The 25353-nt window shown below is 72.2% G+C and carries 15 protein-coding genes; 7 read left to right on the top strand and 8 right to left on the bottom strand.

The features are described 5' to 3' along the window. Positions 1-16 precede the first annotated feature (16 nt). Positions 17-298, bottom strand: a complete 282-nt coding sequence (locus ACFWY6_RS15815; RefSeq protein WP_361816791.1) for an HPr family phosphocarrier protein — start codon at positions 296-298, stop codon at positions 17-19. 116 nt (positions 299-414) lie between these two features. Here ACFWY6_RS15815 and ACFWY6_RS15810 point away from each other — a divergent pair, with 116 nt between their 5' ends. From ACFWY6_RS15810 to ACFWY6_RS15795, 4 genes are read left to right on the top strand one after another with little or no spacing between them, the layout of a single operon-like run. Next, a complete protein-coding gene (locus ACFWY6_RS15810) occupies positions 415-3246 on the top strand; it encodes a GNAT family N-acetyltransferase (RefSeq protein ID WP_384689927.1) in 2832 nt (943 codons plus the stop codon). Positions 3247-3288: 42 nt separating this feature from the next. After that, complete coding sequence (locus ACFWY6_RS15805; protein WP_135331050.1) at positions 3289-3885, top strand: DUF5998 family protein; 597 nt, start codon at positions 3289-3291, stop codon at positions 3883-3885. Next, on the top strand, positions 3885-5078 hold the full coding sequence (locus tag ACFWY6_RS15800) for an alkaline phosphatase family protein (protein ID WP_384689924.1): 1194 nt from the start codon (positions 3885-3887) through the stop codon (positions 5076-5078). Before ACFWY6_RS15805 ends, ACFWY6_RS15800 begins: the two co-directional genes overlap by 1 nt. 47 nt (positions 5079-5125) lie before the next feature. After that, complete coding sequence (locus ACFWY6_RS15795; protein ID WP_384689920.1) at positions 5126-5776, top strand: thymidine kinase; 651 nt, start codon at positions 5126-5128, stop codon at positions 5774-5776. Here the strand turns inward: ACFWY6_RS15795 and ACFWY6_RS15790 are convergent. The 5 genes from ACFWY6_RS15790 to ACFWY6_RS15770 form a co-directional block, all read right to left on the bottom strand. Then, positions 5763-8123, bottom strand: coding sequence for a PQQ-binding-like beta-propeller repeat protein (locus ACFWY6_RS15790; protein ID WP_384689917.1), 2361 nt, complete (start codon positions 8121-8123; stop codon positions 5763-5765). The two genes, ACFWY6_RS15795 and ACFWY6_RS15790, sit on opposite strands and share 14 nt — an antisense overlap. Before the next feature lie 55 nt (positions 8124-8178). After that, a complete protein-coding gene (locus tag ACFWY6_RS15785) occupies positions 8179-10776 on the bottom strand; it encodes a protein kinase (RefSeq protein ID WP_384689914.1) in 2598 nt (865 codons plus the stop codon). A gap of 90 nt (positions 10777-10866) precedes the next feature. Beyond that, complete coding sequence (locus ACFWY6_RS15780; protein WP_384689911.1) at positions 10867-11604, bottom strand: thioesterase II family protein; 738 nt, start codon at positions 11602-11604, stop codon at positions 10867-10869. After that, positions 11601-13556, bottom strand: a complete 1956-nt coding sequence (locus ACFWY6_RS15775; RefSeq protein WP_384689908.1) for a non-ribosomal peptide synthetase — start codon at positions 13554-13556, stop codon at positions 11601-11603. Before ACFWY6_RS15775 ends, ACFWY6_RS15780 begins: the two co-directional genes overlap by 4 nt. A 371-nt stretch (positions 13557-13927) precedes the next feature. Beyond that, a complete protein-coding gene (locus tag ACFWY6_RS15770) occupies positions 13928-17182 on the bottom strand; it encodes a beta-ketoacyl synthase N-terminal-like domain-containing protein (protein WP_384689905.1) in 3255 nt (1084 codons plus the stop codon). Positions 17183-17550: 368 nt separating this feature from the next. Here ACFWY6_RS15770 and ACFWY6_RS15765 point away from each other — a divergent pair, with 368 nt between their 5' ends. Both ACFWY6_RS15765 and ACFWY6_RS15760 read left to right on the top strand, forming a co-directional pair. Further along, positions 17551-20655: an amino acid adenylation domain-containing protein gene (locus ACFWY6_RS15765; RefSeq protein WP_384689902.1), complete on the top strand. Its 3105-nt coding sequence runs from the start codon at positions 17551-17553 to the stop codon at positions 20653-20655. Continuing rightward, positions 20652-21845, top strand: a complete 1194-nt coding sequence (locus ACFWY6_RS15760) for a cytochrome P450 (protein WP_384689899.1) — start codon at positions 20652-20654, stop codon at positions 21843-21845. The genes ACFWY6_RS15765 and ACFWY6_RS15760 overlap by 4 nt, the downstream gene beginning before the upstream one ends. Positions 21846-21866: 21 nt before the next feature. Here ACFWY6_RS15760 and ACFWY6_RS15755 read toward each other — a convergent pair whose 3' ends face one another. Both ACFWY6_RS15755 and ACFWY6_RS15750 read right to left on the bottom strand, forming a co-directional pair. Further along, positions 21867-23102 carry an MFS transporter gene (locus ACFWY6_RS15755; protein WP_384689895.1) on the bottom strand — a complete coding sequence of 412 codons (1236 nt, stop codon included), beginning with the start codon at positions 23100-23102 and terminating at the stop codon, positions 21867-21869. Positions 23103-23279: 177 nt separating this feature from the next. Next, the gene (locus ACFWY6_RS15750) at positions 23280-24098 is read right to left on the bottom strand and encodes a VOC family protein (RefSeq protein WP_384689892.1); all 819 of its coding nucleotides are present in this window, start codon (positions 24096-24098) and stop codon (positions 23280-23282) included. A 322-nt stretch (positions 24099-24420) separates the two neighbouring features. Here ACFWY6_RS15750 and ACFWY6_RS15745 point away from each other — a divergent pair, with 322 nt between their 5' ends. After that, positions 24421-25272, top strand: a complete 852-nt coding sequence (locus ACFWY6_RS15745; RefSeq protein WP_384689889.1) for a sulfurtransferase — start codon at positions 24421-24423, stop codon at positions 25270-25272. The last annotated feature ends 81 nt before the right edge of the window (positions 25273-25353 follow it).

The following is a 25353-nucleotide window of genomic DNA, read 5'->3' as shown; positions in this document are numbered from 1 at the left end:
CGTGCGACAGTCGCTGTCAGACGGTCTCGGGGAGTTCATCGAGGCCATCGGCGACCAGCTTCGCCAGACGGTCGAGGGCGGCGTCCGCACCCTCGGCGTCGGAGGCGAGCACGATCTCCTCGTTGCCCTGCGCGCCCAGGCCGAGCACCGCGAGCATGGAGGCGGCGTTGACGGGGTTGCCGTCCGCCTTGGCGATCGTCACGGGGACGCCGGCGGCCGTGGCCGCGCGGACGAAGATGGAGGCGGGTCGGGCGTGAAGGCCCTCGGCCCAGCCGACGTTGACGCGGCGCTCAGCCATGTGTTGCTGCCCTTCCAGGTGTCTCACAGTTGTCTAGACCAGTCTCTCATGCCGTCGCGAGTGCTCCGCCGACCGAGGGACCGTGCTCCAACGACCGTACGTCGTACCCTGGCCCCATGCAGACCCCGTCGGACCGGCACGCATACCCCTCCCACTGGGAAGCCGACGTCGTGCTCCGCGACGGGGGAACCGCCCGGATCAGGCCCATCACGGCCGAGGACGCGGACCGCCTGGTCAGCTTCTACGAACAGGTCTCGGACGAGTCGAAGTACTACCGCTTCTTCGCCCCCTACCCCCGCCTTTCCGCCAAGGACGTGCACCGCTTCACCCATCACGACCAGGTGGACCGGGTGGGCCTCGCGGCCACGGTGGGCGGCGAGTTCATCGCCACCGTGCGCTTCGACCGCATCGACGAGCGCGGCATGTCCGCGAGCGCGCCCGCCGACGAGGCGGAGGTCGCCTTCCTCGTGCAGGACGCCCACCAGGGCCGGGGCGTGGCCTCGACTCTCCTCGAACACATCGCGGCCGTCGCCAGGGAGCGCGGCATCCGCCGCTTCGCCGCCGAGGTGCTGCCCGCCAACACCAAGATGATCAAGGTGTTCACGGACGCGGGCTACCAGCAGAAGCGCAGCTTCGAGGACGGTGTCGTACGCCTCGAATTCGATCTGGAGCCGACCGACCGCTCGCTCGCCGTGCAGCGCGCCCGTGAGCAGCGCGCCGAGGCCCGGTCCGTGCAGCGGCTGCTCACACCGGGCTCGGTCGCCGTGATCGGCGTCGGCCGCACGCCCGGCGGCGTGGGGCGCAGCGTGCTGCGCAATCTGCGCGACGCGGGCTTCACGGGGCGCCTGTACGCGGTGAACACCGCCTTCGAGGAGGGCACCGAGGTCGACGGGGTGCCCGCGTACCGCTCCGTCCTCGACATCGACGAGCCCGTCGAGCTCGCCGTCGTCACCGTGCCCGCCGAGCGGGTGCCGCAGGCCGTCGCCGACTGCGGTGAGCGCGGGGTGCTCGGCCTCGTCGTGATCTCCGCCGGGTACGCGGAGAGCGGCGCCGAGGGGCGTGAGCGGCAGCGGGGGCTGGTGCGGCAGGCGCGGTCGTACGGCATGCGCATCCTCGGCCCGAACGCCTTCGGGGTCATCAACACGTCCCCGGAGGTGCGGCTCAACGCCTCGCTGGCCCCGCATCCCCCCGAGCGCGGCCGGATCGGCCTGTTCACCCAGTCCGGCGCGATCGGCATCGCCCTGCTGTCCGGGCTGCACCGGCGGGGCGCAGGCCTTGCGACGTTCGTCGGATCCGGGAACCGCGCGGACGTGTCCGGGAACGACGTCCTTCAGTACTGGTACGAGGACCCCGACACCGATGTCGCCCTGATGTACCTCGAATCCATCGGCAACCCGCGCAAGTTCACCCGCCTCGCGCGCCGCGCCGCGACCGCGAAGCCGCTGGTCGTGGTGCAGGGTGCCCGGCACAGCGGGATCGCGCCCACGGGGCACGCGGTGCAGGCGACGCGGCTGCCGCACGCCACGGTGTCGGCGCTGCTGCGGCAGGCGGGCGTGATCCGGGTCGACACCGTCACGGAGATGGTCGACGCGGGGCTGTTGCTCGCGGGGCAGCCGTTGCCCTCCGGGCCGCGGGTGGCGATTCTCGGGAACTCCGAGTCGCTGGGGCTGCTTACGTACGATGCCTGCGTCGCCGACGGGCTGCGGCCGTTGCCGCCGGTGGATCTGACTACGGGGGCGACCCCGGCGGACTTCCGCGCCGCGCTGGCTGATGCCTTGTCGGACGAGTCCTGCGATGCCGTGATCGTCACCGCGATTCCCTGGGTGGGGGAGGACGGGGTCACGGGGTCACCCGAGGGTGAGGAGCTGGCCACTGCGCTGCGCGCTGCGACGGTTGGGTGCCCCGCGAAGCCGGTAGCCGTGGTCCACGTAGAGCTCGGCGGGCTCGCCGAGGCGTTGGCCGCTGCCGCCCGGACTCGCCCTGGCGCCCCTGGTTCGGCACCCGGCGGTGAGGGCTGTGCCCACCCGTTCCGCCCTGCGGAACGCCTGCCCACAGCGGAGGCGCCGGTAGCGGAGCAGTACCGCATCCCCGCCTACCCCGCCGCCGAGCGTGCCGTTCGGGCCCTTGCCGAAGCCGTCAAGTACGCGCAGTGGCGGCGCGAGGCCGCTGAGCCCGGGAAGGTGCACGAGTACGACGACATCGACGAGAGCGGGGCCGCCGGCCGCATCGCCGAGCTGCTCGCCAAGGACGAGGACCCGCGCGGTGCCACCCTCGCCCCGGCCGACGCCCATGAACTGCTCGGGCGGTACGGCATCGTCGTACGCGAGGCGCTGCCCGCGCCGGATCCGGACGCGGCCGTGGCCGCCGCCCGCACGCTCGGCTACCCCGTGGCCCTGAAGACCACCGCCCCGCACCTGAGGCACCGCGCCGACCTCGGCGGTGTGCGGCTCGACCTCGCGGACGAGGAGCAACTGCGCCGGGCGTACCGCGAATTGACCGAGGCCTTCGGCAGGCCCGCCGAGCTGCGGCCGGTCGTCCAGGGCATGGTGCCGCGCGGAGTGGACACCGTCGTCCGCGCGGTCATCGACCCGGCGGCCGGAGCGGTGCTCTCGTTCGGACTCGCCGGCGCCGCGTCCGAGCTGCTCGGCGACACCGCGCACCGCCTGATCCCGGTCACCGACCGTGACGCGGGCTCCCTGGTCAGATCCATCAGGACCGCCCCGCTCCTGTTCGGCTGGCGCGGCTCGGCGCCCGTGGACACCCCGGCCCTGGAGGAGCTCCTGCAGCGGGTGTCCCGGCTCGTGGACGATCACCCCGAAGTGGTCGCCGTCACCCTGGAGCCCGTGGTCGTCGCCCAGCGCGGCCTCTCCGTGCTCGGCGCGTCCGTCCGGCTGGCACCGCCGCCCGTGCGCAGCGACCTCGGCCCGCGCACGCTTCCCGGGTACTGACGCGGCCACTGGGGCACCGTGCGCCCTCCGGCGGGTCGTAGGATGGACGGCATGGCAAAGACCGGTACGACGACCCAGGGGCTGCGCGCGGCGATCGAGCGCAGCGGCTACTACCCGGCCCTCGTGGCCGAGGCGGTGGAGGCCGCGATCGGCGGCGAGCCCATCGGGTCGTACCTGGTCCACCAGGAGACCACGTTCGACGCGAACGAAGTGCGCCGGCATGTGACCGTGCTCGTCCTGACCGGTACGCGCTTCATCGTCAGCCACACGGACGAGCAGGCGGCGGACAGCACATCGCCGACGCCGTACGCGACGACCTCCACGGAGTCCGTGAAGATCGGCCGGATCTCGTCGGTCGTCGTCAGCCGCGTCGTCGCCAACCCGGAGAAGTACGTGCCGGGGTCGCTGCCCCGCGAGGTCGTTCTGACCATCGGCTGGGGCGCCGTATCGCGCCTCGACCTGGAGCCCGCCGCCTGCGGCGACCCCAACTGCGAGGCGGACCACGGCTACACGGGCAGCTCGACCGCCGACGACCTGAGCCTGCGGGTCAGCGAGGCCGGTGACGGTCCGGACGCCGTGCGCCAGACCCTGGCCTTCGCCCAGGCCCTGTCCGAGGCGACCGCGGACACCACGCGCTGATGTCCCTGCCCGCCTGGGACGACGTACAGCCGCTCGCCCTCGACACCGCGCCCCTGCCCGAGTACGGCACGGGCTCGCTCGCCGATCTGCTGCCCACCCTGGTCGCCCACCAGGGTGTGGAGGGCTTCGCGCCCGTCATCGGCGAGCTCGCCCCGGCCGACCGGAACTGCGTCTTTTTGATCGACGGCCTCGGCTGGCAGCAGCTCGTCGCCCACCCCGAAGAGGCCCCCTTCATGGCCTCGCTCATCAGTTCCTCCCGTGGCGGCACGGGACGCCCGATCACCGCCGGGTTCCCCGCGACCACCGCCACCTCCCTGGCGTCGGTCGGCACGGGCCTGCCGCCCGCCGCGCACGGCCTGCCCGGCTACACCGCCCGCAACCCCGCCACCGGCGAGCTGATGAACCAGCTGCGCTGGCACCCCTGGACGGACCCGCGCAAGTGGCAGCCGTACCCCACGGTGTTCCAGCAGGCCCACGCGGCGGGCGTGCACACCGCCCAGGTCTCGTCGCCGACCTTCGAGAACACCCCGCTCACCAAGATCGCCCTGAGCGGCGGCAGCTTCCGCGGCCGGCTCTCCGGAGAGGACCGCATGGACCTCGCCGCCGAGCAACTGGCCGCCGGTGACCGCTCCTTGGTCTACACGTACTACGCGGAAGTGGACGGCAAGGGTCACCGCTTCGGTGTCGACTCCGACGCCTGGCGCGGCCAGCTCATGTACGTCGACCGCCTGGTCCAGCGCCTGGCCGAGCAACTACCGGCGCGCAGCGCCCTGTACGTCACCGCCGACCACGGCATGGTCGACATCCCCTTCGACGAGCAGTCCCGCATCGACTTCGACGAGGACTGGGAGCTGCGCGCGGGCGTGGCCCTCCTCGGCGGCGAGGGCCGGGCGCGCCATGTGTACGCGGTGCCGGGCGCCGAGAACGACGTACTGACCGTCTGGCGCGAGGTGCTCGGCGAGCAGTTCTGGGTGGCGAGCCGCGACGAGGCGATCGCGGCGGGCTGGTTCGGCGCGCCCGGCGTCTGCGACGAGCGGGTGTACGGGCGCATCGGTGACGTCATCGCGGCGGCCCACGACGACGTGGCGATCATCGCCACCCAGAGGGAGCCGAAGGAGTCCGCCCTGGTGGGCATGCACGGCTCCATGACCCCCGTCGAGCAGCTCGTCCCGCTGCTCGAAGTACGCTCCTGACCGACCCGCCCCTTCACTCCGTACGCCTCGAAAGGCCTCAACTCCCCATGCCCGAGCTGGTGTTCTTCTCCGGAACGATGGACTGCGGAAAGAGCACCCTGGCTCTGCAGATCGGACACAACCGGTCGGCGCGGGGCCTGCAGGGTGTGATCTTCACGCGGGACGACCGGGCGGGAGAGGGGAAGCTTTCGTCGCGGTTGGGGCTGGTGACGGAAGCGGTGGAGGCGGCTCCGGGGATGGATCTGTACGGCTATCTGGTGGAGCAGATGTCGCACGGTGCGCGGGTGGATTACGTGATCCTGGACGAGGCGCAGTTCCTTGCGCCGGAGCAGATCGATCAACTGGCCCGGGTGGTGGACGACTTGGAGCTGGATGTCTTCGCGTTCGGGATCACGACCGACTTCCGCACCAAGCTGTTCCCGGGTTCGCAGCGGCTGATCGAACTGGCCGACCGCATCGAGACGCTGCAGGTCGAGGCGATGTGCTGGTGCGGGGCGCGGGCCACGCACAACGCGCGCACGCTGGACGGGGAGATGGTGGTCGAGGGCGAGCAGGTGGTGGTGGGGGACGTGGACCGGCCTGCCGCGGAGGTCGGCTACGAGGTGCTGTGCCGGCGGCATCATCGCAGGCGGATGACGAGCGCCGCGGCGCGGGCGGCGGCGCTGTCGCCCGATGTGCTGCCGGTCAGTTCCGGCTGACCGGTGCGGCGATCGAGCCCGTGAATCCGCTCTGCGTCGTGAGGTAGAGGACGCCGCCCAGGCAGAGCGGCTCGGCCAGCGGTCCGCCGCTCAGGCGCGGTCCCGCGGGCGTCGGCAGGCGTACGGACCCGGAGGTGGATCCGTCGGAGATGTCGAGCGTACGTATCTCTTGGCGCCCCACGGCGATGACGCGGCCACCGGCGAGCGCGAGGCCACCGGTCGCGGACGGGGCGGGGCGGTCCCAACGGCGCTTGCCCGTGCGCAAGTTGAAGCCCTTGAGGCGTTCGTCCTTATCCCAGACGACGAGGATGCCGCGGTCGCCGGCCACCGGCGGGGCGGCGGGAGCGACCTTGGGCGCCAGGGTACGGCGGGTGGCGAGCGTCGTCGGGTCGAGGACCGAGATGCCGTGCCGCCGGGTCGACCAGCACAGCAGCGAGTCGTCGTGCGCGAGCAGGCCGGAGCAGTCGACGTCGTCGCGGATGCGCGGCTCGGGCACGCCTTCGGCGGTGTCCAGGGTGGCCACCGAGCCGTCGGTCAGCGGCAGGAACAGCTTCTTGTCGTGGACCACCAAGGGGCCGGTCGCGGCGGGAAGGTAGCCCGACCACTCCTGAGCGCCGTCCCTCGCGCGCAGGGCCTGCACCTCGATGAGTTCGGCCTCGGAGGACGCCTGGTCGTCGACGTGCGCGACGAACAGTCGGCCGTCCGCGTAGGTGAGCGCGCGCATGCCCGTGTAACTCATCCGCTGGTACTGCCACTTGACCAGGCCCGTCGCCGCGTCCACGGCGCTGACGCCGGCCTGTGCGGGCACGAAGAAGAACGTGCCGTCCGTGACGGGGGCGATGGCGGGATCGCCCGGCGGAGTCTCCGGGAAGTTGGCGTCCTTCGTCCGGCTCTCGTCGAAACCCTCCGTACGCCATTTCTCCTTGCCGGTGGCCAGATCGAGGGCGCGGGCCGCGCCGTGACCGTCGCCGCAGACGAGCAGCCCGGCCCCGGCGGTGCAACCGCCGGTCTTTCCCTGTCCCTTGACGCTCTTGGCCCAGGGGCGCCAGCCGTCAGGGCGCCGTTTCGTGTCGAGCGCCGCGGCGGTGAACTCGCCGCTGTGCGCGGCGTCGGCGTCCGGCACGGCCAGCGGCCCTGCCCGCTTCGGCTCGGGCTTGTCCTTCGCCGCGGGCGGGGCGGCCGGATCGCGTGCGCCGTCGCCGGGGAGCAGCACGGCCAGCGTGGCGGTGAGCGCGGTGACCAGGGCCGCGGCTCCCGCGATCCACGGCCACCGGCGCCGCGTGCGGGGCGGTGCCGCAGACGGTGGCGGTGGCACGGGGCGCCGGGCGGCCGCCGTCGGCGACGGCGGCACGAGGACGGCGGGCGCGGGGGCTGCCGCGGAGGTCGCGGCCTGCTCCAACGGGACGGTGCCCGCCGCCTGTTCGCATCGTTCGACGGCTTCGTGGTGAGCGGCGAGCAGCGAGAGATAGGGGGCGGGCCAGCGCGGTGCGGTAGGAGCGGCCGCGGAAAGCTCCGCCGCCAGATCCGCGGCCGTCGGGCGCGCCGCCGGGTCGGCGAGTAGGCAGCGTGAGACCACGTCGTGCAGCAGGGGCGGCAGCTCCGACAGGTCCGCCGTGCCGGAGGCGATGCGGTACAGGACCGACGCCGGTTCCTCGTCGTCGAAGGGGCCGCGGCCTGTCGCGGCGAAGCACAGCACCGCGCCGAGGCAGAACACGTCCGAGGCGGGCACCAGCGCGGTGCTGCCGGTCAGGTGCTCGGGGGACATATAGCCCGGCGTGCCGATCAGCAGGCCCGTCGCGGTGAGCGCCGTCGCGTCGAAGGCCTGCGCGATGCCGAAGTCGATCAGACGTGGTCCGTCGGCGGTGAGCAGCACATTGCCGGGCTTGAGGTCGCGGTGCAGGATGCGCGCGCCGTGCACCGCGCCCAGCGCCCGAGCGAGCCCCGCACCCAGGAGGCGTACGGCGGGCACCGGCAGCGGCCCACAGGCGGCCACCGCGTCGGAGAGGGCGGGCCCGGCGACGTACTCCGTTGCCAGCCAGGGGAGTCGGGCGTCGGCGTCGCCGTCGAGGAGCGCGGCGGTGTACGGACCTGTCACCGCGCGCGCCGCGTCGATCTCGCGGCGGAAGCGGGCCCGGAAGTCGACGCCGGCGCCGCCCCCGGTGTCGGTCTCCGCGATCTCGTCCGCCAGAGCCTTCACGGTCTTCACCGCGAGGAGCGGTCCCGCCACCACTCCGCCCGCGACCTCCCGGCGGCCCAGGAACACCTCGCCCATGCCGCCCGCGCCGATCCGGCCGATGAGCCGGTACGGGCCGACGCGCCGGATCGGTCCCTGCCAGGGTGTCAGCACGGCGACTCCTCGTCTCGGGTACGCGGACGGGCACGTGGCCGGGTACGCGGATCGCTCACGGCAGCCTCACCGACGAGATCGCGCCCTGGTCGAAGACCACGTGGGCCACGCCGCCCAGCATCAGGATCTGTGGCGGCCGGAGCTGCTCGCGGATGACGGTGCCGTTCCCGTCGTCCTGGGGTTCGCTGCGGTCGCCGGGCGCACCCGGCAGCGGGGCGGCCCGCGGCTTGCCGAGGCGCCCCTTCTCGGCGTCCAGGCGTGCCACGTACAGGGAATGGTTGTCGGCGAACACGGCGCGCCCGTCGACCAGGAGCGGGGCGGACACGCTCGGGCCGTTCACGGGGGACTTCAGGGTCTGCGTCTGCTTGCCGGTGCGCAGATCGGTCAGGACGATGTCGCCGGTGTCGTTGAAGTCGTCGCTGCGCCGGGCGATGGAGTACGCGCGGCCGGTCGCCGTGACCTTGAAATCGACAGGGGTGGTCTTCTGGTCGAGCCGGTACGAGTAGTGGCCCTTGGGCGCAAGGGTGCGAGGCGCGTAGCGGTCGACGCGGACCGCGACCTCCTCCCCTTGCCGGCCCGGCCCTTCGGTCACCGTGCCGTCGCACTGGATCGTGCCGCCGCCCGAGGACACGGTGCGGCAGCCGGAGGCCGTCGTCGGGGACGCGCGGCCGATGACGTCTCCCTTGCGGACGTCGACCGCGACGATTCCGTCGGGGGTGCGCGCGTACACCACGCCGCCGACCAAAGCTTCGGCCGCGTACCTGCCCTCTTCGGCCTCGCTTGGCTGGTCGCTCTCGTCGAGGGTCACGTCCCACCGGGTGCTGCCGTCGGTGATGTCGTACGCGCGCAGTGAGGCGCCCTTCGGTTCATCGCTGAGGGCCTTGCCCTCCACGGTGGCGACGACCGTGTCGGCGGTCAGGAGCGGCTGGGCGCTGAATTCGCCCCGGCCTGACGGTGGTCGGGCCCGCCACTCCAGGCCGCCGGTGCGCGAGTCGCGCAGTTGCAGTTCGCCGTCCGACGCGATCAGGGCGTGTCCGCCCCGCACTTGGGGGGTCAGCCGGTCGCCCGGCATGAACAGCGTGCCGCTGCCCGGCCCCAGATAGGCCTCGGAAAGGCCGTCCTCGGAGTCGGGCGGGCTGCCGGACTTCCACAGCCTGCGCCCGTCGGCCGTGGACACCGCCTCGTACGTGCCGTTGGTCAGCAGGCACACGATGGCCCGTGTGTCCGCGGCGCAGTTCATGCGCGCCGCACCCAGCCGTCCCCGCCAGGGCTTCCAGCCGGGGGCCCGTTGCGCGGGGAACTGCGGTACGTACCCGCTGCGGTCCACCGTGCCGGAGCCGTCGACTCCTGCCTGTGCGATGAGCTGGGCGGGTGTCAGGGTCGTGGACGGGGTCGGGGCTGGTGCGGCAGCGCCGCCGTTGGATCCGTCCCTGCCGCTGCTTCCTTCGCCGTCCGGGCCGCGCAATGCCAGGTACGCGCCCACGCCTGCCCCTGCGACGGCCACCGCGGCGATCACGGCCGTCGCCCGGAGTCGGCCCCGCCGGCGGGGTGCCGCCGGTGCGGGCGGTGTCGGCGGCGTGGGGCCCTGTGTCGGGAACTGGTGCGGGGCCAGGGTGCCCGCGCCGAGCGGCTGTCCGACGGGCGGCTCTTGGGCGGTGGGGGTGCGCGGCAGGGGCAGCAGCGGTGCGCCCGTCGCGCACAGCGCCATGACGTCGCGGCGCCCGTCCGCGATGTCCTGGGCCACGGGGGCAGGCCAGCCCGCCCCGGCGCTTTTCCCCTCGTCGGCCTTCCCCTGCTCGCCGCTGCCCCCATCGGCGAGCGCGGCACGCAGCGCGGCGAACCGCTCCACGAGATCGTCCGCGGTCGGCCGCGAGGCCGGGTCCTTCGCCAGACACTCCGCGACCAGCTGTGCCAACTCGGTGGGCAGATCGTCGAGTCGGGCATCGGCGTCCGCCACCCGGAACAGCACCGCGGCGATCGGCCCGTCCCCGAACCGGTCCCGGCCCGTCGCCGCGTACGCCAGGACCGAGGCAAGGCAGAACACATCGGAGGCCGCCACCACGTGCCGGCCACCGGCGATGTGCTCCGGCGACATGTAGGCGGGGGTGCCGACCATGCGTCCTGTCGACGTCAGGGTCGTGGCCGTACGGGTCCGGGCCACGCCGAAGTCGATCAGCCGCGGCCCGTCCGCGCCGAGGAGCACGTTCGCCGGCTTCAGGTCGCGGTGCGTCGCGCCCGCGGCATGCACCGCCACCAGTGCGCGGGCCATGCCATCGCCGAGCCGGGCGAGCGCCTCGAGCGGCAGCGGACCGTGCCGCCCCACCGCCTGGGCCAGCGTCGGCCCGACCGCGAACTCCGTGGCCAGCCACGGCAGTTCCTCCGCCACCTCGCTGTCCGTCAGGCGCGCCACGTACGGACTGGTCACCGACGCGGCGACGGCCGCCTCCCGCGCGAAGCGCCGCAGATAGTCCGCGTCCCGGGCCACCTCGTTGCGGATCACCTTTACGGCCACGAGGTCAGCCGGGCCGTATCCGATGACAAGCCGCTCCGGGCGGGCCAGGAAGACCTCGCCCATGCCACCCGCCCCCAGCCGGGCCAGCGTCACATACGGTCCGACGGCGCGCGGCGACGTCTCACGCAGTTGCCCCAGCATCCGGTGTCCCCCAAGTCCCGTGATCCCCCAGCGCGTTCGGACAGTCTTCCACCCGGTCGGGCGCGGCAGACCCTGGGTGGACGTCCGTGGTCAGGGAGAGCCGGGGCGCGGGACGGAGAGGGTCTCCCGCAGCAGGGAGTACGGCGGGTCGGCGATGAGGTAGAAGTGGTTCCCGGGGACGTCGACCTGCTGGACGGGCATCGTGGTCAACGCGCTCCACGGGCGGAGGTCCGTGTCGTCGTCCTGGTCGCCGACGATGGTGGTGACCGGACACCGGAGCACCGGATCGGGCGCCATGTCGTAGCTGTGGAACATGCGGCCGTCGGCGAGCAGATACGGCATGACCACCTCCTGGAAGATCGGGTCGGCCGCCATCTCCGCGTCGGTGCCGCCCATCCTGACCAGGTCTTTGAGTAGTTGGTCCGGGTCTTCCTCGGGCCCGGAGAGGTGGGGCAGCGGGGCGTCGCGGGAGCCCGAGGCGAACAGGTGCTTGATGTGGATGCCCCGGCGCTGCAGCGCGCGTGCCGTCTCCAGGGCTATGGGAGCGCCCAGGCTGTGCCCGAAGAAGGCCAGCGGCAGATCCGCCAGCGGCTCCAGCGCGTCGGCGATGTCGGCGGCGAGGCGGACCAGGTCGTCCGAAGGCTCCTCGTCGAACCGGTCGGCGCGCCCCGGGTACTGGACGGCGTGCACCTCGACATCGGTCAGCGACTGGCCCCAGGTGCGGTAGAAGGCGGCCGAACCCCCGGCGTGCGGGAAGCACACCAGACGGATGGGCGCGTCGGACCTGGGGGTGTCGCACACCAGCCAGCGCGCGGGTTCCGTGGTCACTGGGCGGCTCCCTTGCGTGCGCGCTGGCGGCGAAGTCTGGCCGTACGGGCTCTGCGGGCGGCCTCGGCGGAGGTCGATGGCCCCGCTTCCTCCCCCTGCTCACGAAGGGTGCGGATGAGCGTGGCCTGTGCCGACACGGTGGTCTCCTGGAACAGGGTGACGATCGACGGCCGCAGCCCGCAGTGCCGCTCCAGCGCGTCCTGCAGCTTGAACATGGCCAGCGAATGGCCGCCGAGATCGAAGAAGTTGATGTCCAGCGGCACCATGGGCGCGCCGAGCACCTCCGACCAGGCGGCCGTCACCTGGGCGGTGAGCGGATCACCCGCGACGGTTGTGGATGTGGATGTGGATATGGATGTGGATGTGGTCGTGGTCGTGGGCCGGGTGGCCGGCGGCTCTGCGGAGAGCGTCCGCAGCAGCGCGCGGTCGAGTTTGCCGTTGAGGTTGCGCGGCAGCTGCGGCAGCACCCGCAGTTCGCCGGGCACCATCGCCGGGGGCAGCTTCTCCGCGAGGGCGCGGCGCAGCGCGAGCGGGTCCGCGTCCTGCGCCGAGGCGACGAAGCCGATCAGACCCGTTCCCTGTGCGTCGGGCAGCACGACCGCCTCGTCGACGTCGGCCAGCAGGCGCAGCGTCGACTCGACCGCACCGGCCTCCACGCGGTGGCCGCGCACCTTGATCTGGTCGTCCTTGCGGCCGATGAACTCCAGCCGGCGCTCCGCGTTCCAGCGCACGATGTCGCCGGTCCGGTACATGCGCGCGCCGGGTTCGGCGGCGAAGGGGTCGTCGAGGAAGGCCGCCGCCGTGGCCTCGGGACGGCCGAGGTAGCCGCGCGCCACCCCGGCCCCGCCGATGAACAACTCGCCCTTGTCGCCGAGCGGTACGGGTTGCAGCTCGTCATCGAGTACGTAGAGCCGGGCACCCGGGACGGGGCCGCCGATGCTGACCGGTTCGATGCCGGTGAAGCGGTGGAAGGCGGCCCACACGGTCGCCTCGGTCGGACCGTACTCGTTGAACAGGTCCACCGCGGAGGAGTGCACCGCGAAGTGCCGGTCGGCCAGCGTCTGCGGCAGGGCCTCGCCCGCAACGATCACCTGCCGCAGCGAGGCCAGCGGCGCTGTCCCGGTGCGTTCGGCGGCGTCGAGCAGCGGACCGTACAGCGTGGGCACGCACAGGGTGCGGTCCACGCGGTGGCGGCTGACCAGGGAGACGAGCTGTTCGGTGTCGCGCAGTTCGTCCGCGGTCGCCACGACAAGGCAACCACCGGCGAGGAGCGTCCCCCAGAGGCCGGCGACCGACGAGTCGAAGGCCAGCGGGGACAGCAGCAGGAAGGTCGGGGTCCCCGGGTAGACCATGAGGCGGGCCTGCGTCGACGCGGCGAGATTGCGGTGCTCGACGACGACACCCTTGGGCTCGCCCGTACTGCCCGAGGTGTAGATGAGGTAGGCCGGATCCGCCGGACCGGCCGCGGCGGCAAAGGAGTTGAAGGATTTGGAGGAGTTGGAGGAGTCGCAGGGCGCGGTGTCCGGGGCGTCCGCGACCGTCACGACGGGCAGCTGGGAGCCGGCCGTCCGGGGGCGTGTGTGTTCCGTCGTCACGACGGCCTTCACTTGCGCGTCGTGGAGGATCGTGGCGAGCCGGGCGTCCGGCTGGGCCAGATCGATGGGTACGTACGCGGCGCCCGCGCCGAGAATGCCGAGCACGGACGCGATCATCGCGGCGGACGGTTCGGCGAGGAGGGCGACCCGGTCTCCGGTGCCGACCCCGGCCGCGGCGAGGCGGTGGGACAACGGCCGCGCCCAGGCGATCAGTTCGCCGTAGGTGACGGCGATGTCGCCGCAGCGCACAGCGATTGCCGCGGGGTGATCGGCGGCCAGCCGGGCCACCGTTTCGTGTACGGGAACGAACGGGACTTCTGGCAGTTGTTCACCGGCTGCCGAGGCAATCGCCAACATGAAGAAGAGCTCCCCAAAGCTATCAGCGGTATCCCTGGGGCTTGTTCGCAGTTTATGCGCTTCAGCAGGGTTCACTACCGCTACGCAAACGAACTCCGTGGTGTGAGTTCGTCAATTGCTCGGTCCGGATTCAGGAAAGGAATGTGCGGTCTCTGCCGTCACCAGTGGCCGCGCCGTGGTGCTGTGATCATAGAAGGGCGGATTGGCCGGCGCAATGGACCTGTGCGAGACGGTAGTTGGTTGTCCTGGTTGGAAGCCATTTCGGTGGTTCGCGTCATGTGGCCTTAGCTGAAACGGAGTTGAGGAATCCGTGTTGTGGGGCGTTGCTGTCGTATTCGCCCGACCGGCAGGTCAAAGGTGCTTTCGGCTCGTCAAGAGGCGTGAGTCGGCGCCGCCTCCGCTTCGCCACGGGTCCGGCGGACCACCGCGATATGCCCGCTCAGCGTCTTCTGGGCCAGCATCTCGCGCACCGGGACGCGGATTCCGAACTCGCTGTTGACCCGGCGGATGAGCCGGGTGATCAGCAGGGAGTCGCCGCCCTCTGCGAAGAAGTTGGCGTCCGCAGGGACGTCGCCACGGCCGAGCAGCTCCGCCCAGATCCGGGTCACTCCCTCCGACGAATCGACCGGGGCTGGGGCCGTGGCCGGGGTCGGGGTCTCGGGTTCCGGTTCCTTTGGCAGCGGCCCGGCGGCGGCCGGGGACTGGCTCGGTTCCGTCGCGGGCGGGGCGAGCGCTTCCGGGGCCACCGAGGAAGGTCCCGCGAAGGGGTAGCCGGGCAGCCTGGCCCTGCGGCCCTCGCCGGTCAGGCCGTCCAGCACGACCGGCTGCCCCAGGGTCCACAGGGCGCCGACGCCACTGAGCGCCGCGGACCCCGGCGCGTCCTTGGCCTGGTCCAGGGCGACCGCGGGGATACCGGCCGCCTCCGCCATCGGCGAGAGGGGACGCCCGGGACCGATCTCCACGGCGAGGGCGCCCGGCAGGTGCGCGGCCAGCGAGTCGAGGGCGGCGCCGAACAGCACGGAGCGCCGGACCTGCGTGACAAAGGTGTCGCGTGGGAGTTCGGTGCCGGCCGCGGCGACCCGGCCGGAGACGTTGAGCGCGATCGGCAGCGTTGCCGGCCGGAGCTCGATCCGGGCCATCGCCTCGGCGAGCGCGGGCAGCGCGGGTTCGATCAGCCGGGAGTGGCCCGCGTGGCTGTAGCGCAGGCGCCGTACGAAGAAGGTGTCGCCGAGGCGCCGCAGATAGGCGTCCACTTCGTCGACCGGCCCGCTGAGGACGCAGGAGTCAGCGCCGTTGACCGCGGCCACGTCGAGCCCAAGACCCCACTCCTCGGCGAGTGCGAGGGCCTGCTTCACGTCGGCCCCGATGGCCAGCATCGCGCCCTCCGGGCAGTCCTGCATGGCCCGGCCGCGTGCCGTGATGAACGCGGCCGCGTCCTGAAGGCCGAAGACCCCGGCGACAGCGGCCGCGGCGATCTCGCCGGAGCTGTGGCCGCAGACCGCGGCCGGCCGCACCCCCAGCTCCTGGAGCGCTGTCGCCGCCGCGTGGCCGACGGCGAAGAGGGCCGGCTGCGCAAGCGCGGGCCGATTCAGCTCGGCGGCGGGGAATTCCCGGTCGAACAGCGCCTGCCGGATCCGCTCCGCCAACGGGGAGGCGAAGGCCGCGAGGCACCGGTCGAGCGCCCGGCGGAACCCGGGGAGGGCGGTGAAGGGCTCGGCCATGCCCGGGCGTTGGGCGCCCCCGCCGGGGAAGAGGAAGACCACCGGGGCAGGGCCGGTCACCGGCGCGGTGCCCCGGGACACCCCGGACCTGGCGGCGAGGCGCTCGGCGACCTCGGCACTCGTCCGGCCGGTCATGGCCAGGCGCTCGCCCAGAGCGAGGCGGCCGTTGGCCAGGGTGCCGCAGACCTCGCCGAGATCCGGGGCGTGGGACTTGAGATGGGCGGCCAGATCGCCGGCCATGCGGTCGAGGGCCTCGGGTTCGGCCGCGGACAGGAGGACTAGGCGCTCGCGCTCCTGGGCGGTGGGTTTGGTCGTGGGTGTGTGCGTTTCCTGGGCGGCCGGTTCGGGCGAGGGTGCCTGCGTCTGCGGGGCGGCCGGTTCGGGCGCCGGGGCTTGTGTCTCTTGGGCGGCGGGTTCGGGCGTGGGCACGTGTGTTTCCAGGGCGGCCGGTTCACGTGGCGGGGCCTGCATCTCCAGTGTGGCCGGTTCACGCGCCGGGACCTGTGTCTCCTGGGCGGTCGGTGCGCGCAGCGCCTGCGCCTCCCGGGCGGTCGGTGCGCGCAGCGCCTCCGCCTCCCGGGCAGCCGGTTCCCGCCGCGGTGCCTCCTCGATCACGACGTGCGCGTTGGTGCCGCCGATGCCGAACGCGCTCACCCCCGCACGCCGCGGCAGCTCCCCGGCCCACGGGGCGGCCTCGGTGGGTATGTACAGCGGGCAGCCCTCGGTCTCGAGGAGCGGATTGCGCTCGGTGAATCCCGCGACGGGCGGGATGACGCCGCTGCGCACCACGAGCAGCGCTCGGATCAGCGCGGCAACCCCCGCGGCAGCGTCGAGATGGCCGACGCTGGCCTTCAAGGCACCTACCGCCACACTGCCCGGCCGGGCTCCCGCCCTGCTCAGCGCGGCACCCGCCGCCGCCCACTCGATCGGATCGCCGATCCGGGTGCCGGTGCCGTGGGCCTCCAGATAGCCGATGGACCCGCCGTCGACCTCGGCCGCGCCCAGTGCGGCGCCGATGACACGCTCCTGCCCCGCGGACGACGGTGCGTAGTAACCGGCCTTTGCGTTCCCGTCGTTGTTGATCGCGGAACCCAGGATGACTCCGTACGGCTCAGGGTCGTCCTCGGTGATGTCCGCAAGCCGGCGCAGCACCACGGCGCCCGCACCGGACCCGGCGATCACCCCGTCCGCGTCCCGGTCGAACGCCCGGCAGGCACCCGCGGCGGACAGCACGCCGCCCGGTGTGTGCAGGTATCCCGCCTGGGGGTAGCCGAACCCGGCCCCCACCACCAGGGCCTGGTCGCAGTCGCCGCCGAGCAGCGCCTGCACCGCCAGATGGACGGCCACCAGCGAGGACGAGCACGCCGTCTGCACGGCGAACGCCGGTCCCTTCAGCCCGAGTTTGTACGCGACGCGGCTCGCCATGAAGTCCGGCTCGGTGCCGTGGATCAGATCGTCGAGCAGGCCCGGATCGGAGTGTCCGCCGCGGACCATCGCGCGCATATAGCCGCTGCCCGTCATGGACGCGTAGACGCTGGTCGCCGCCGTGTCGTCGCGGGGCACGACACCCGCGTCCCCGAGCGCGTTCCAGGCCACCTCCAGCATCCAGCGGTGCTGCGGGTCCATCAGTTCGGCCTCGCGCCTGCGAATCTGGAAGAAGTCGTGGTCGAAGCGGTCCCAGTCGTCGAGATGGCCGCGTACGGGTACGTAGTCCGGGTCGGCGGCCAATGCGGCGGGCACTCCCGCGGCGAGCAGCTCCGCCTGCGTGTACCGCTTGCTGTGCACGCTCCCGCGGAGCTGGGAATCCCACCAGGCATCGATGTCACGGGGGCCGGGGAATCGCGCCGCAATGCCGGTGACGGCGATATCCAAGGAACGATCCCGACTCGTCACAACGTCCCCCATCTTCCCGTTGGAAACGGAAATTTCGTCCGATGTCGCGCTGATGGCGCGTGAGTTGAGCGGCCGTCAGTGTTTCCTCGGGCCGCCCTGGGATCATGGCACAGTTCACCGTCCGTGAAAGAGGGACTGGAAGAGGACCGGAAGAGGACCGGAAGAGGACCGGAAGAGGGACCGGAAGAGCGACCGGAAGAGGGACCAGAAGCGGGATCGAAAGAGGTTCCGTCCGCCATCGCATTCGCGAACGAAAGTCAGGCTCAACTCCCTTTACGAAAAGGGAGGCTGACAGGAAGCCGTCAGGCGTGGCACCGTCATACGCTCCTGAGGTTGTGATCCAACCCCCTTTATTGTCCCGGATTCCGAAGGGAGCCGACGTGCCGCAGTCGAATGCCGCGGGGGCCGCAGAAGTTGCCGGGGATTCACCGGGGGAAGGACTGCACGACGTCTTCGCCGCACAGGCCCGCTCCCGGCCGGGGCACATGGCCCTCCTGGCCCCGGACGCACGGGTTTCCTACGGCGAATTGGACGCCCGCGCCGAGGAATGGGCCCGCCAGCTCGCCGCCGCCGGTGTCGAACAGGGGCATCTCGTCCCGATTCTGCTGCCGCGCTCCGTCGACCTGGTCGTCGGTCTCCTTGCCGTGCTCAAACTCGGTGCCGCCTACGCGCTGCTCGACCCCGACTGGCCACTCACGCGTCTCGATGCCGTGGTCGACCAGCTCCGGCCGCCCCTCGTCATCGCCCGTCCGGGCACGGCGGTCGAGTTGTCCGCACCGCTGTGGACGCCGACCGAAGGCGACAAGAGGGAGGGCGACAAGAGGGAGGGCGACAAGAGGGAGGGCTCCCCCCGCCCCACAGTGGCAGTGCAGGGCTCCGACGCATGCTCGGTGTTCTTCACCTCGGGCACCACGGGGCGCCCCAAAGGGGTGGTCACCCCGCACCGGGCAACCGCACGGCTCTTCCGCGAAGGCACCTTCGCGCGTTTCGACCGGGATACGGTCATCCCCCTTGCGGCGGCGCTGCCTTGGGACGCGTTCTCCCTCGAGCTCTGGGCCGCGCTGTACAACGGCGGCACCTGCGTCTTGATCGACGAGCCGTTCCTGACGGCCGAGGCCCTGCGCGCGATGGTCGCCGGCCACGGAGTGAACACGGCGTGGCTGACCAGCAGCCTGTTCAACCTGATCGTCGACGAGGACCTGACGGCGCTGAGCGGCCTGTCCCAGCTCATGATCGGCGGTGAGCGTCTCTCCGCGCGGCACGTCGGCCGCTTCCTCGATCAGTTCCCCGACACGGCCCTGATCAACGGCTACGGCCCTGTCGAGAGCACGGTGTTCGCCACCACCCACCGCATCACCGCCGCGGACTGCACCCGGCCCAGCGGCATCCCGCTGGGCCGACCGGTGCCCGGCACCTCCGTCTTCGTCCTTCGGGGCGGCCGTCGCTGCGCGCCCGGGGAGCCGGGGGAGATCTGCGTCGCGGGCGACGGCCTGGCTCACGGCTACCTCGGTGAACCGGCCCTGACCGCCGAGAAGTTCACGGACGTATACATCGACGGCGAGCAGGTCCGGCTGTACGGCACCGGCGACCTGGGCACCCGGGACGAGAACGGGATCTTCGAGTACCGCGGGCGGATCGACCGGCAGGTGAAGATCCGGGGCAACCGCGTCGAACCGGCCGAGGTGGAGTGGCAGATCGAGCACCTGGTCCCGTACGTGGCCGAGTGCCGGGTGGTCCCGCGCCGCAGTGAACTCGACGGCGGCCACGAGCTGTTGGCCTTCTGCGTGCCGAGCCGGCCCGGCGGTTCGCCGCCGGACGTATCGGCGATCCTCACCGACCACCTGCCCGCGTACCAACGCCCCGTCGCCGTGGTCTTCGTCGAATCCTTCCCGTTGACCGGCACCGGCAAGCTGGACGACCGTGCCCTCCTCGCACGTGCACCCGAGGCGCCCGACGAGAACGACCACCACCCCATCGGCGACCCGCTCGTCCGTCTGGTCGCCGAGGAGTTCACCGCCGTGCTGGGCCTTGGCAGCCGGACCGTGCCACCGCACACGCCCTTCTTCGCCTTGGGCGGCTCCTCGCTGCAGGCCGCTCGTGCCTGCACGCGGATCGGCAGGCGGGCGGGGTGCCTCGTACCACTGTCGGTCTTGTACGAGCAGTCGTCGGCCGAAAGCCTGGGATCCTGGCTGCGGTCGGCGCGGCACACGGATGGCGCGGCGGCGCCGCCCACCGGTCATATCCCGCTCACCGCCATGGAGTTGGTCTTCCTCACCCGCCATCTGACGGCGCCGCAGGACCGGTCCGGATACTGCCTGATGACCTGGCATCTGGACGGCCCGCTGGACCAGGACGCCCTGGAGGCGGCCGTAGCCGCCGTCCACGAACGGCACGAGGTGCTGCGTACGGCCTTCCAGGTGGACCCCCGGCCGCACGCCGAGGTCACCGACATCCCGGCCCCGCCCCTGGAACTCCTGGAAGCCCAGCCGACGGTCGACGATGCGCTCGGCGCCCTGCGGCAGCTCTTCGACGAGCCCCTCGAACCTCAGGACGCCGACCTGTGGCGCACCGCGCTGGTGCCGGTGACCGAGACGCGGGGCCGGCTGTTCGGGCTGCTCGTCCACCACATCGCCTTCGACGGCCGCTCGGAATCCGTACTGGCACATGACCTCTCCGATGCCTACGCCGGGCGCGAGCCGCGCAACGCCCCGCCCACCCTCTCCGAACGGGCCCGGTTGACGACGGCGGCCACGGCCGTGACGGACGCGACGGGGCGGACGGAGCGCATCCGGGAGGAGCTCAAGGACGTCCCCCAGATCCACTGGCCCGAACGGCCCTCCGGCCCCGAAGCGACCGGGACCGCACACCTCGACGTGACCGTTCCCGCGGCCGTGACGGCCCGCCTCGACGCACAGGGCGCGGCGCTCGGCGTGAGCCGTTTCGTGGTGCTCCTCTCGGCCTGGGCAGACACCCTGGCCGAAGTCAGCGGGCAGCGGGACTTCGCGGTGGGCGTGCCCGTCGCCGAGCGCACCGTCCCGGAGCTCGAGCGGGCCATCGGCTGCCTGATCAACATGGTGCCGGTGCGCCTGCGCGGCGCCGCGGTGGGCGGCGGCGCGGACGGCATCCGGGAGACCGGCCGTCTGGTCCACCAGGCCTTCGGCCGCAGCGACGTACCCTTCACCACCGTCGCGCAGGGCCTCACACCGGCAACTCCCGGGCGGCCACCGGTGTTTCAGTCCCTCTTCGCTCTCCAGGACAACCCTCCGCCCCGGCTCGGCCTGCCCGGCGTCACCGCCACGCATCTGCGCCAGCCGTACGCGGCCCTACCCCTGGAGCTGCACCTCGAGGTGTGGCCGGACGAGGACGGCGCCCTCGACGCGGTGCTCTCGTACCGGCGTGCCGCCGTCACCGAAGCCACCGCACTGACCCTGCTCAAGGGTTTCCATGACCGTCTTGCCCTGATCGCCGCGGGAGCTGCGTCGTGACCGTATCCACATCCACGTACGGCCCTGCCGACCTCATCGACCCGGACCTGCACGCCTCCGGGGAGGTGCACCGGCTGTGGCGCTGGATGCGACAGCACGCCCCGGTCCACTGGCACGAACCGGGCGACCTGCCGGGCTTCTGGTCCCTCACCCGGTACGAGGACGTCCGGCACGCCTACCAGAACCCGGCCGTCTTCAGCTCGGCGCAGGGCGTCCTGCTGCGGCCGACGGCTCTGGGGGAGGACCCCGGCAGCGGTCTGACCATGGCCCTGACCGATCCGCCCAGGCACCGTGCCCTGCGCGGGCAGGTGGCCGACCGGTTCACCGAACGGTGCGCCCGTTCCCTGGCGGACGAGATGCGCGCCGAGATCCGCTCGGTGGTGACCCGCGCCATCGCGTCGGGCACCTGCGACGTGGTCCACGACATCGGAGCCCGGCTCTCCAGCTACAACATCTCCCGGCTGCTCGGCGTGCCGCCGGACGACCGCGAGCAGCTGCTGACATGGAGCACGGAGGCGTTCGAGTCCGGCAAACCCCTCACCAGCCACGTCCCGTTGATGCGCTATTTCATCGACATGATGTACGCGCGGATGGAGACGCCCGCGGACGACGCGATGGGCATGTTCGTCAACAACGAGGTGCACGACGACCTGCTGTCCGAGACCGAGATCCTGCTGGGCGTCGAGAACCTCGTCGGGGCGTCGGAGAACGCGGGTCTGTCGATGGCCGCGGGGATCCTCGCCCTCGTCGCGCATCCGCGGCAGTGGCAGCGGCTGGTGGGGGCGCGGGACGGCGAGTTCGTCAGGACCGCGGCGGAGGAGGTGCTGCGGTGGACGAGCAGCGCCACGCACAGCATGCGGACGGCCACGGCGGACACGGTCGTCCGGGGGCGGCGCATCGCCGCCGGGGACCGGGTCGTGCTGTGGATCCCCTCGGCCAACCGGGACGAGTCGGTGTTCACCGACCCTGACCGGTTCGACCTCGGCCGACAGCCCAATCGCCATCTGGCCCTGGGCACGGGCGAGCATGTCTGCATCGGAAGCACCATGGCCCGCCACCAGATGCGGATGCTCCTGGAGGCACTCGCGGAACTGGTCGCCGCCATCGAACCGGCCGGAGAAGTGGAGCCGCTGCGTTCGATCACGGTGAACGGACCGGCGCACGCCACCGTGCGCCTGGTCGCCAACTGAGCCGTGTGCACGGCCTGTCGGTCAGGTGGCCGCCGCGTTCTCCGTAGGTTCGGGCTCCGGCTTCCAGGTGTCCTGCCGGCGCTGCGCCCAGCGGACGGCGAAGGGAACTGCCAGGCCTGTCAGGGCGAACAGCGCTCCCACGACGTACCACCCGGGGCGCCCCCAGGTGATGCACAGCGAGATGAGAAGAGCCGGTCCGATGGCATCGGCCAGTGCCGCGCCCAGGCCGAACACGCCCAGGTACTGGCCGGTGGCGTGTCGCGGGGCGAGGGCGAAGGACACCTCGAATCCCGCGGCGGAGTACCAGAGTTCACCGATGGTGTGGATCACCGCCGCGGTGATGAGGAGTGCCGCGGCGGCCCACGCCGGTATGCCGGCGGCCAGTGAGATCAGCGAGCAGGAGACGAGAAAGGCCACGCCTGCCCTGCGGTAGGCGTTTCCGCCGGCCGCCGGGGAATCGATGCTGCGGCTCGCGCGCACCTGGAAGACGATGACGATGAAGGTGCTGGTGAGAATCGTGCCCGAGATGAGCCAGTGCGGTGCGGTGGTGGCACCGACGAGCCAGAGCGGGATGCCCACGGTGAGCACCTTGAACTGGACGGCCATCATGCCGTCGAGGGCGGAGAGCAGCAGGTAGGGCCGGTCGCGGAGGGCGATCCAGCGGGGGCCGGACACGGTGGGTACCGGTGCGACCGCCGGGAGGCGGAGCAGGATCGCGGCGGCGACCACGAAGGCGAACGCGTTGCCGGCGACCATCAGTTGATACGCGGTGAGCGTGCCGACCTGAACCACCCAGCCCGCGAGCAGGGCGCCGAGGGAGATGCCGAGGTTGGTCACCGCACGGAGATAGGCCCGGAATTCCTGCGGCCGGTCTCCTCCGTAGTGCCGGATGAGCGGGGAGCGGGCGGCTGTTCCTGCCGTCCTCGCCCCGGCCGCCGCGCAGACCGCGAGCGCGAACAGCCAGAAGGTGTCGGCCAGTACGAAGCAGGCCGTGGCCAGTGCTTGGACCGTGAGGGTGACCGCGTAGACGCCGCGCGCCCCGTGCCGGTCCGCCAGATGACCGACCGTGACACCGAGGGCCAGCGCGACCAGACCGGCCAGGGCGAGGCCGAGCCCCACCTCGCCCGCCGGAAGGTGAACCGCCTGGGTGAAATACAGCACGCCGGCCGTCAGATAGAGGCCGTAGCCCATGGTGTAGACGAAGTTCGAGGCCGCGAGGACGCGCTGCGGCCGGGTGTCCGGTATCAGGCGGGGCATGCAAGTCTCCACGTCACAGGTGGGAAGCAAGTGCCCGGCAAGCTTGTTGTGCGCAACTTTCAATATCAAGAGTGTCGCCCGCACACGCCACCAACCACACGGCGGACAAGGCGTGTTGCTGAACGCGCTGTGCCGCCGTCACCACAGGAGCCGGGTGACGGCGGCGACCTCGCGGAGTCAGGACTCCGGACGCACGTCCGACCGTACGAGGGAGAAGACCGCGCCCTCCGGGTCGGCGACCGTCGCCACCCGGCCATGGGTGCCGACCCGTGCGGGGTTGATGACATGGCCGCCGAGTTCGACGACCCGGTCCACCGACTCGTCCACATCGGCGACTTCGAAGTACGTCATCCAGTGCGCGCCCCGGTCCTGCGGCAAGGCCTGGCCCACGCCGTGCACGGAGGCGACGGCCCGGTCGTCGACCTTGAGCGTCACATAGTCGAAGTCGGCCGAAACGACCGCCTCGTCCTCGTGGCCGAACACGGCTTGGTAGAACTTGACGACACCCGCCGTCTCCGGTGTCACCAGCTCGTTCCAGGCGGGCGCGCCGGGCTCCCCGACGATCGCGGCGCCCAGATGCTCGGCCGCCTGCCAGATCCCGAACACCGCACCGGCCGGGTCGACGGCGATGGCGAGCCGTCCGGCCGGGCCCGCGTCCAGCGGGCCGACGCCGATGGTGCCGCAACAGTGCCGCACCGACTCGGCGGTGGCGTCCACGTCGTCCGACGCCAGATAGGGCGTCCAGGCGATCGGCAGATGGCGGTCGGGCGGCAGCTGGCCGATCCCGGCGACCTCGTGGCCGTTGAGCAGCGCCCGCACATAGGGCCCGAGCTGCTCGGGCCCCGGCCGGAACTCCCAGCCGAACAACGCTCCGTAGAACTCCTGGGTCGTGGCCAGGTCATGCGCCATCAGGCTCACCCAGCAGGGTGTGCCGGGCGCGCGGCGGACGGCCCCCGCGCCGTCACGCTGACCCGTCGACCCCCGTGCCTCCGTCATCGTCACTCTCTCCTCGGCCCGTCGTGGTGGCCGCTCGGCTCCGCTGTCGACTGCGCGTGCCTATCCCGCGCGTGTGCCCGCCCGTGCAGATGCTCGCACCACCTGAGTCGCCGCGCGTCCCGGCCGCGCCGTCATGCCGCGGCTCCGCACGCAGAATGCCCGGTTCGCCGTTCCTCTTCCGTTGACGCGTGATGGCTCGGTGGTGTCGATCGACTGCACACGGCGTGCCCGGGTCCGTACGCCGCGTGTTCGGCGGTCGTCCGGCGGAGCAGGGTAGCCGGACCGGGGCGATGCGGCCACCCTGTACGCAAGGATGGTGCCTATGAATGCCATCATCTCCGCATCCGAACTCGCGAGCGACTTGACGGGCGAGAACCCGCCAGTGCTGCTCGACATCCGCTGGCAGCTCAGCATGGCCAAGGCGGCGGGCGCCCCCGCCTTCGACGGACGGGCCGAGTACCGGGCAGGGCACATCCCGGGCGCCGTCTTCGTCGACCTCGACGCCGATCTCGCGGGAAAGGCCGGCTCCGCGGGGCGGCATCCGCTGCCGGACGTGGAGCATTTCGGAGCGGTGATGCGGGCGGCCGGGGTCTCGGCGGACCGGGACGTCGTCGTGTACGACGGCGGTCAGGGCTGGGCCGCGGCACGCGCCTGGTGGCTGCTGCGCTGGACGGGTCACCCCTCGGTGCGTGTCCTTGACGGCGGGCTCGCCGCGTGGGCCGGGCCGCTGGAGCCGGGGGACGAGCACCCGGCCGAGGGAACGTTCGCCCCCGTCACGAACACCACGGACCTCCTCGACGCCGACGCCGCGGCGGCGCTCGCCCGCTCCGGCCTCCTCCTGGACGCCCGCGCGGCCGAGCGCTACCGCGGTGACGTCGAGCCGATCGACCGCGTGGGCGGCCACATCCCGGGCGCCGTCTCCGCGCCGACCACGGAGAACGTCATGGCGGACGGCACCTTCAGGCCCGCCGCCGAACTGGCGGACCGCTTCAACTCCCTGGGCGCGTCCGGCACTTCCGAGGTGGGCGTGTACTGCGGCTCGGGCGTCTCCGGGGCGCACGAGGTGCTGGCGCTCGCGGTGGCGGGCATCCCGGCCTCGCTGTACGTCGGTTCGTGGTCGGAGTGGTCGTCGGACGAGTCCCGTCCGGTGGCCAAGGGCCCGGACCCGCAGTAGCGGCTCGGAACGTCGCTGGGGCCCCCGCGCCGTCACGCTGACCCGTCGACCCCCGTGCCTCCGTCATCGTCACTCTCTCCC

The organism is Streptomyces sp. NPDC059037 (assembly GCF_042740015.1).
GTDB lineage: Bacteria > Actinomycetota > Actinomycetes > Streptomycetales > Streptomycetaceae > Streptomyces.
This window is presented reverse-complemented; position numbering and strand designations above follow the sequence as displayed.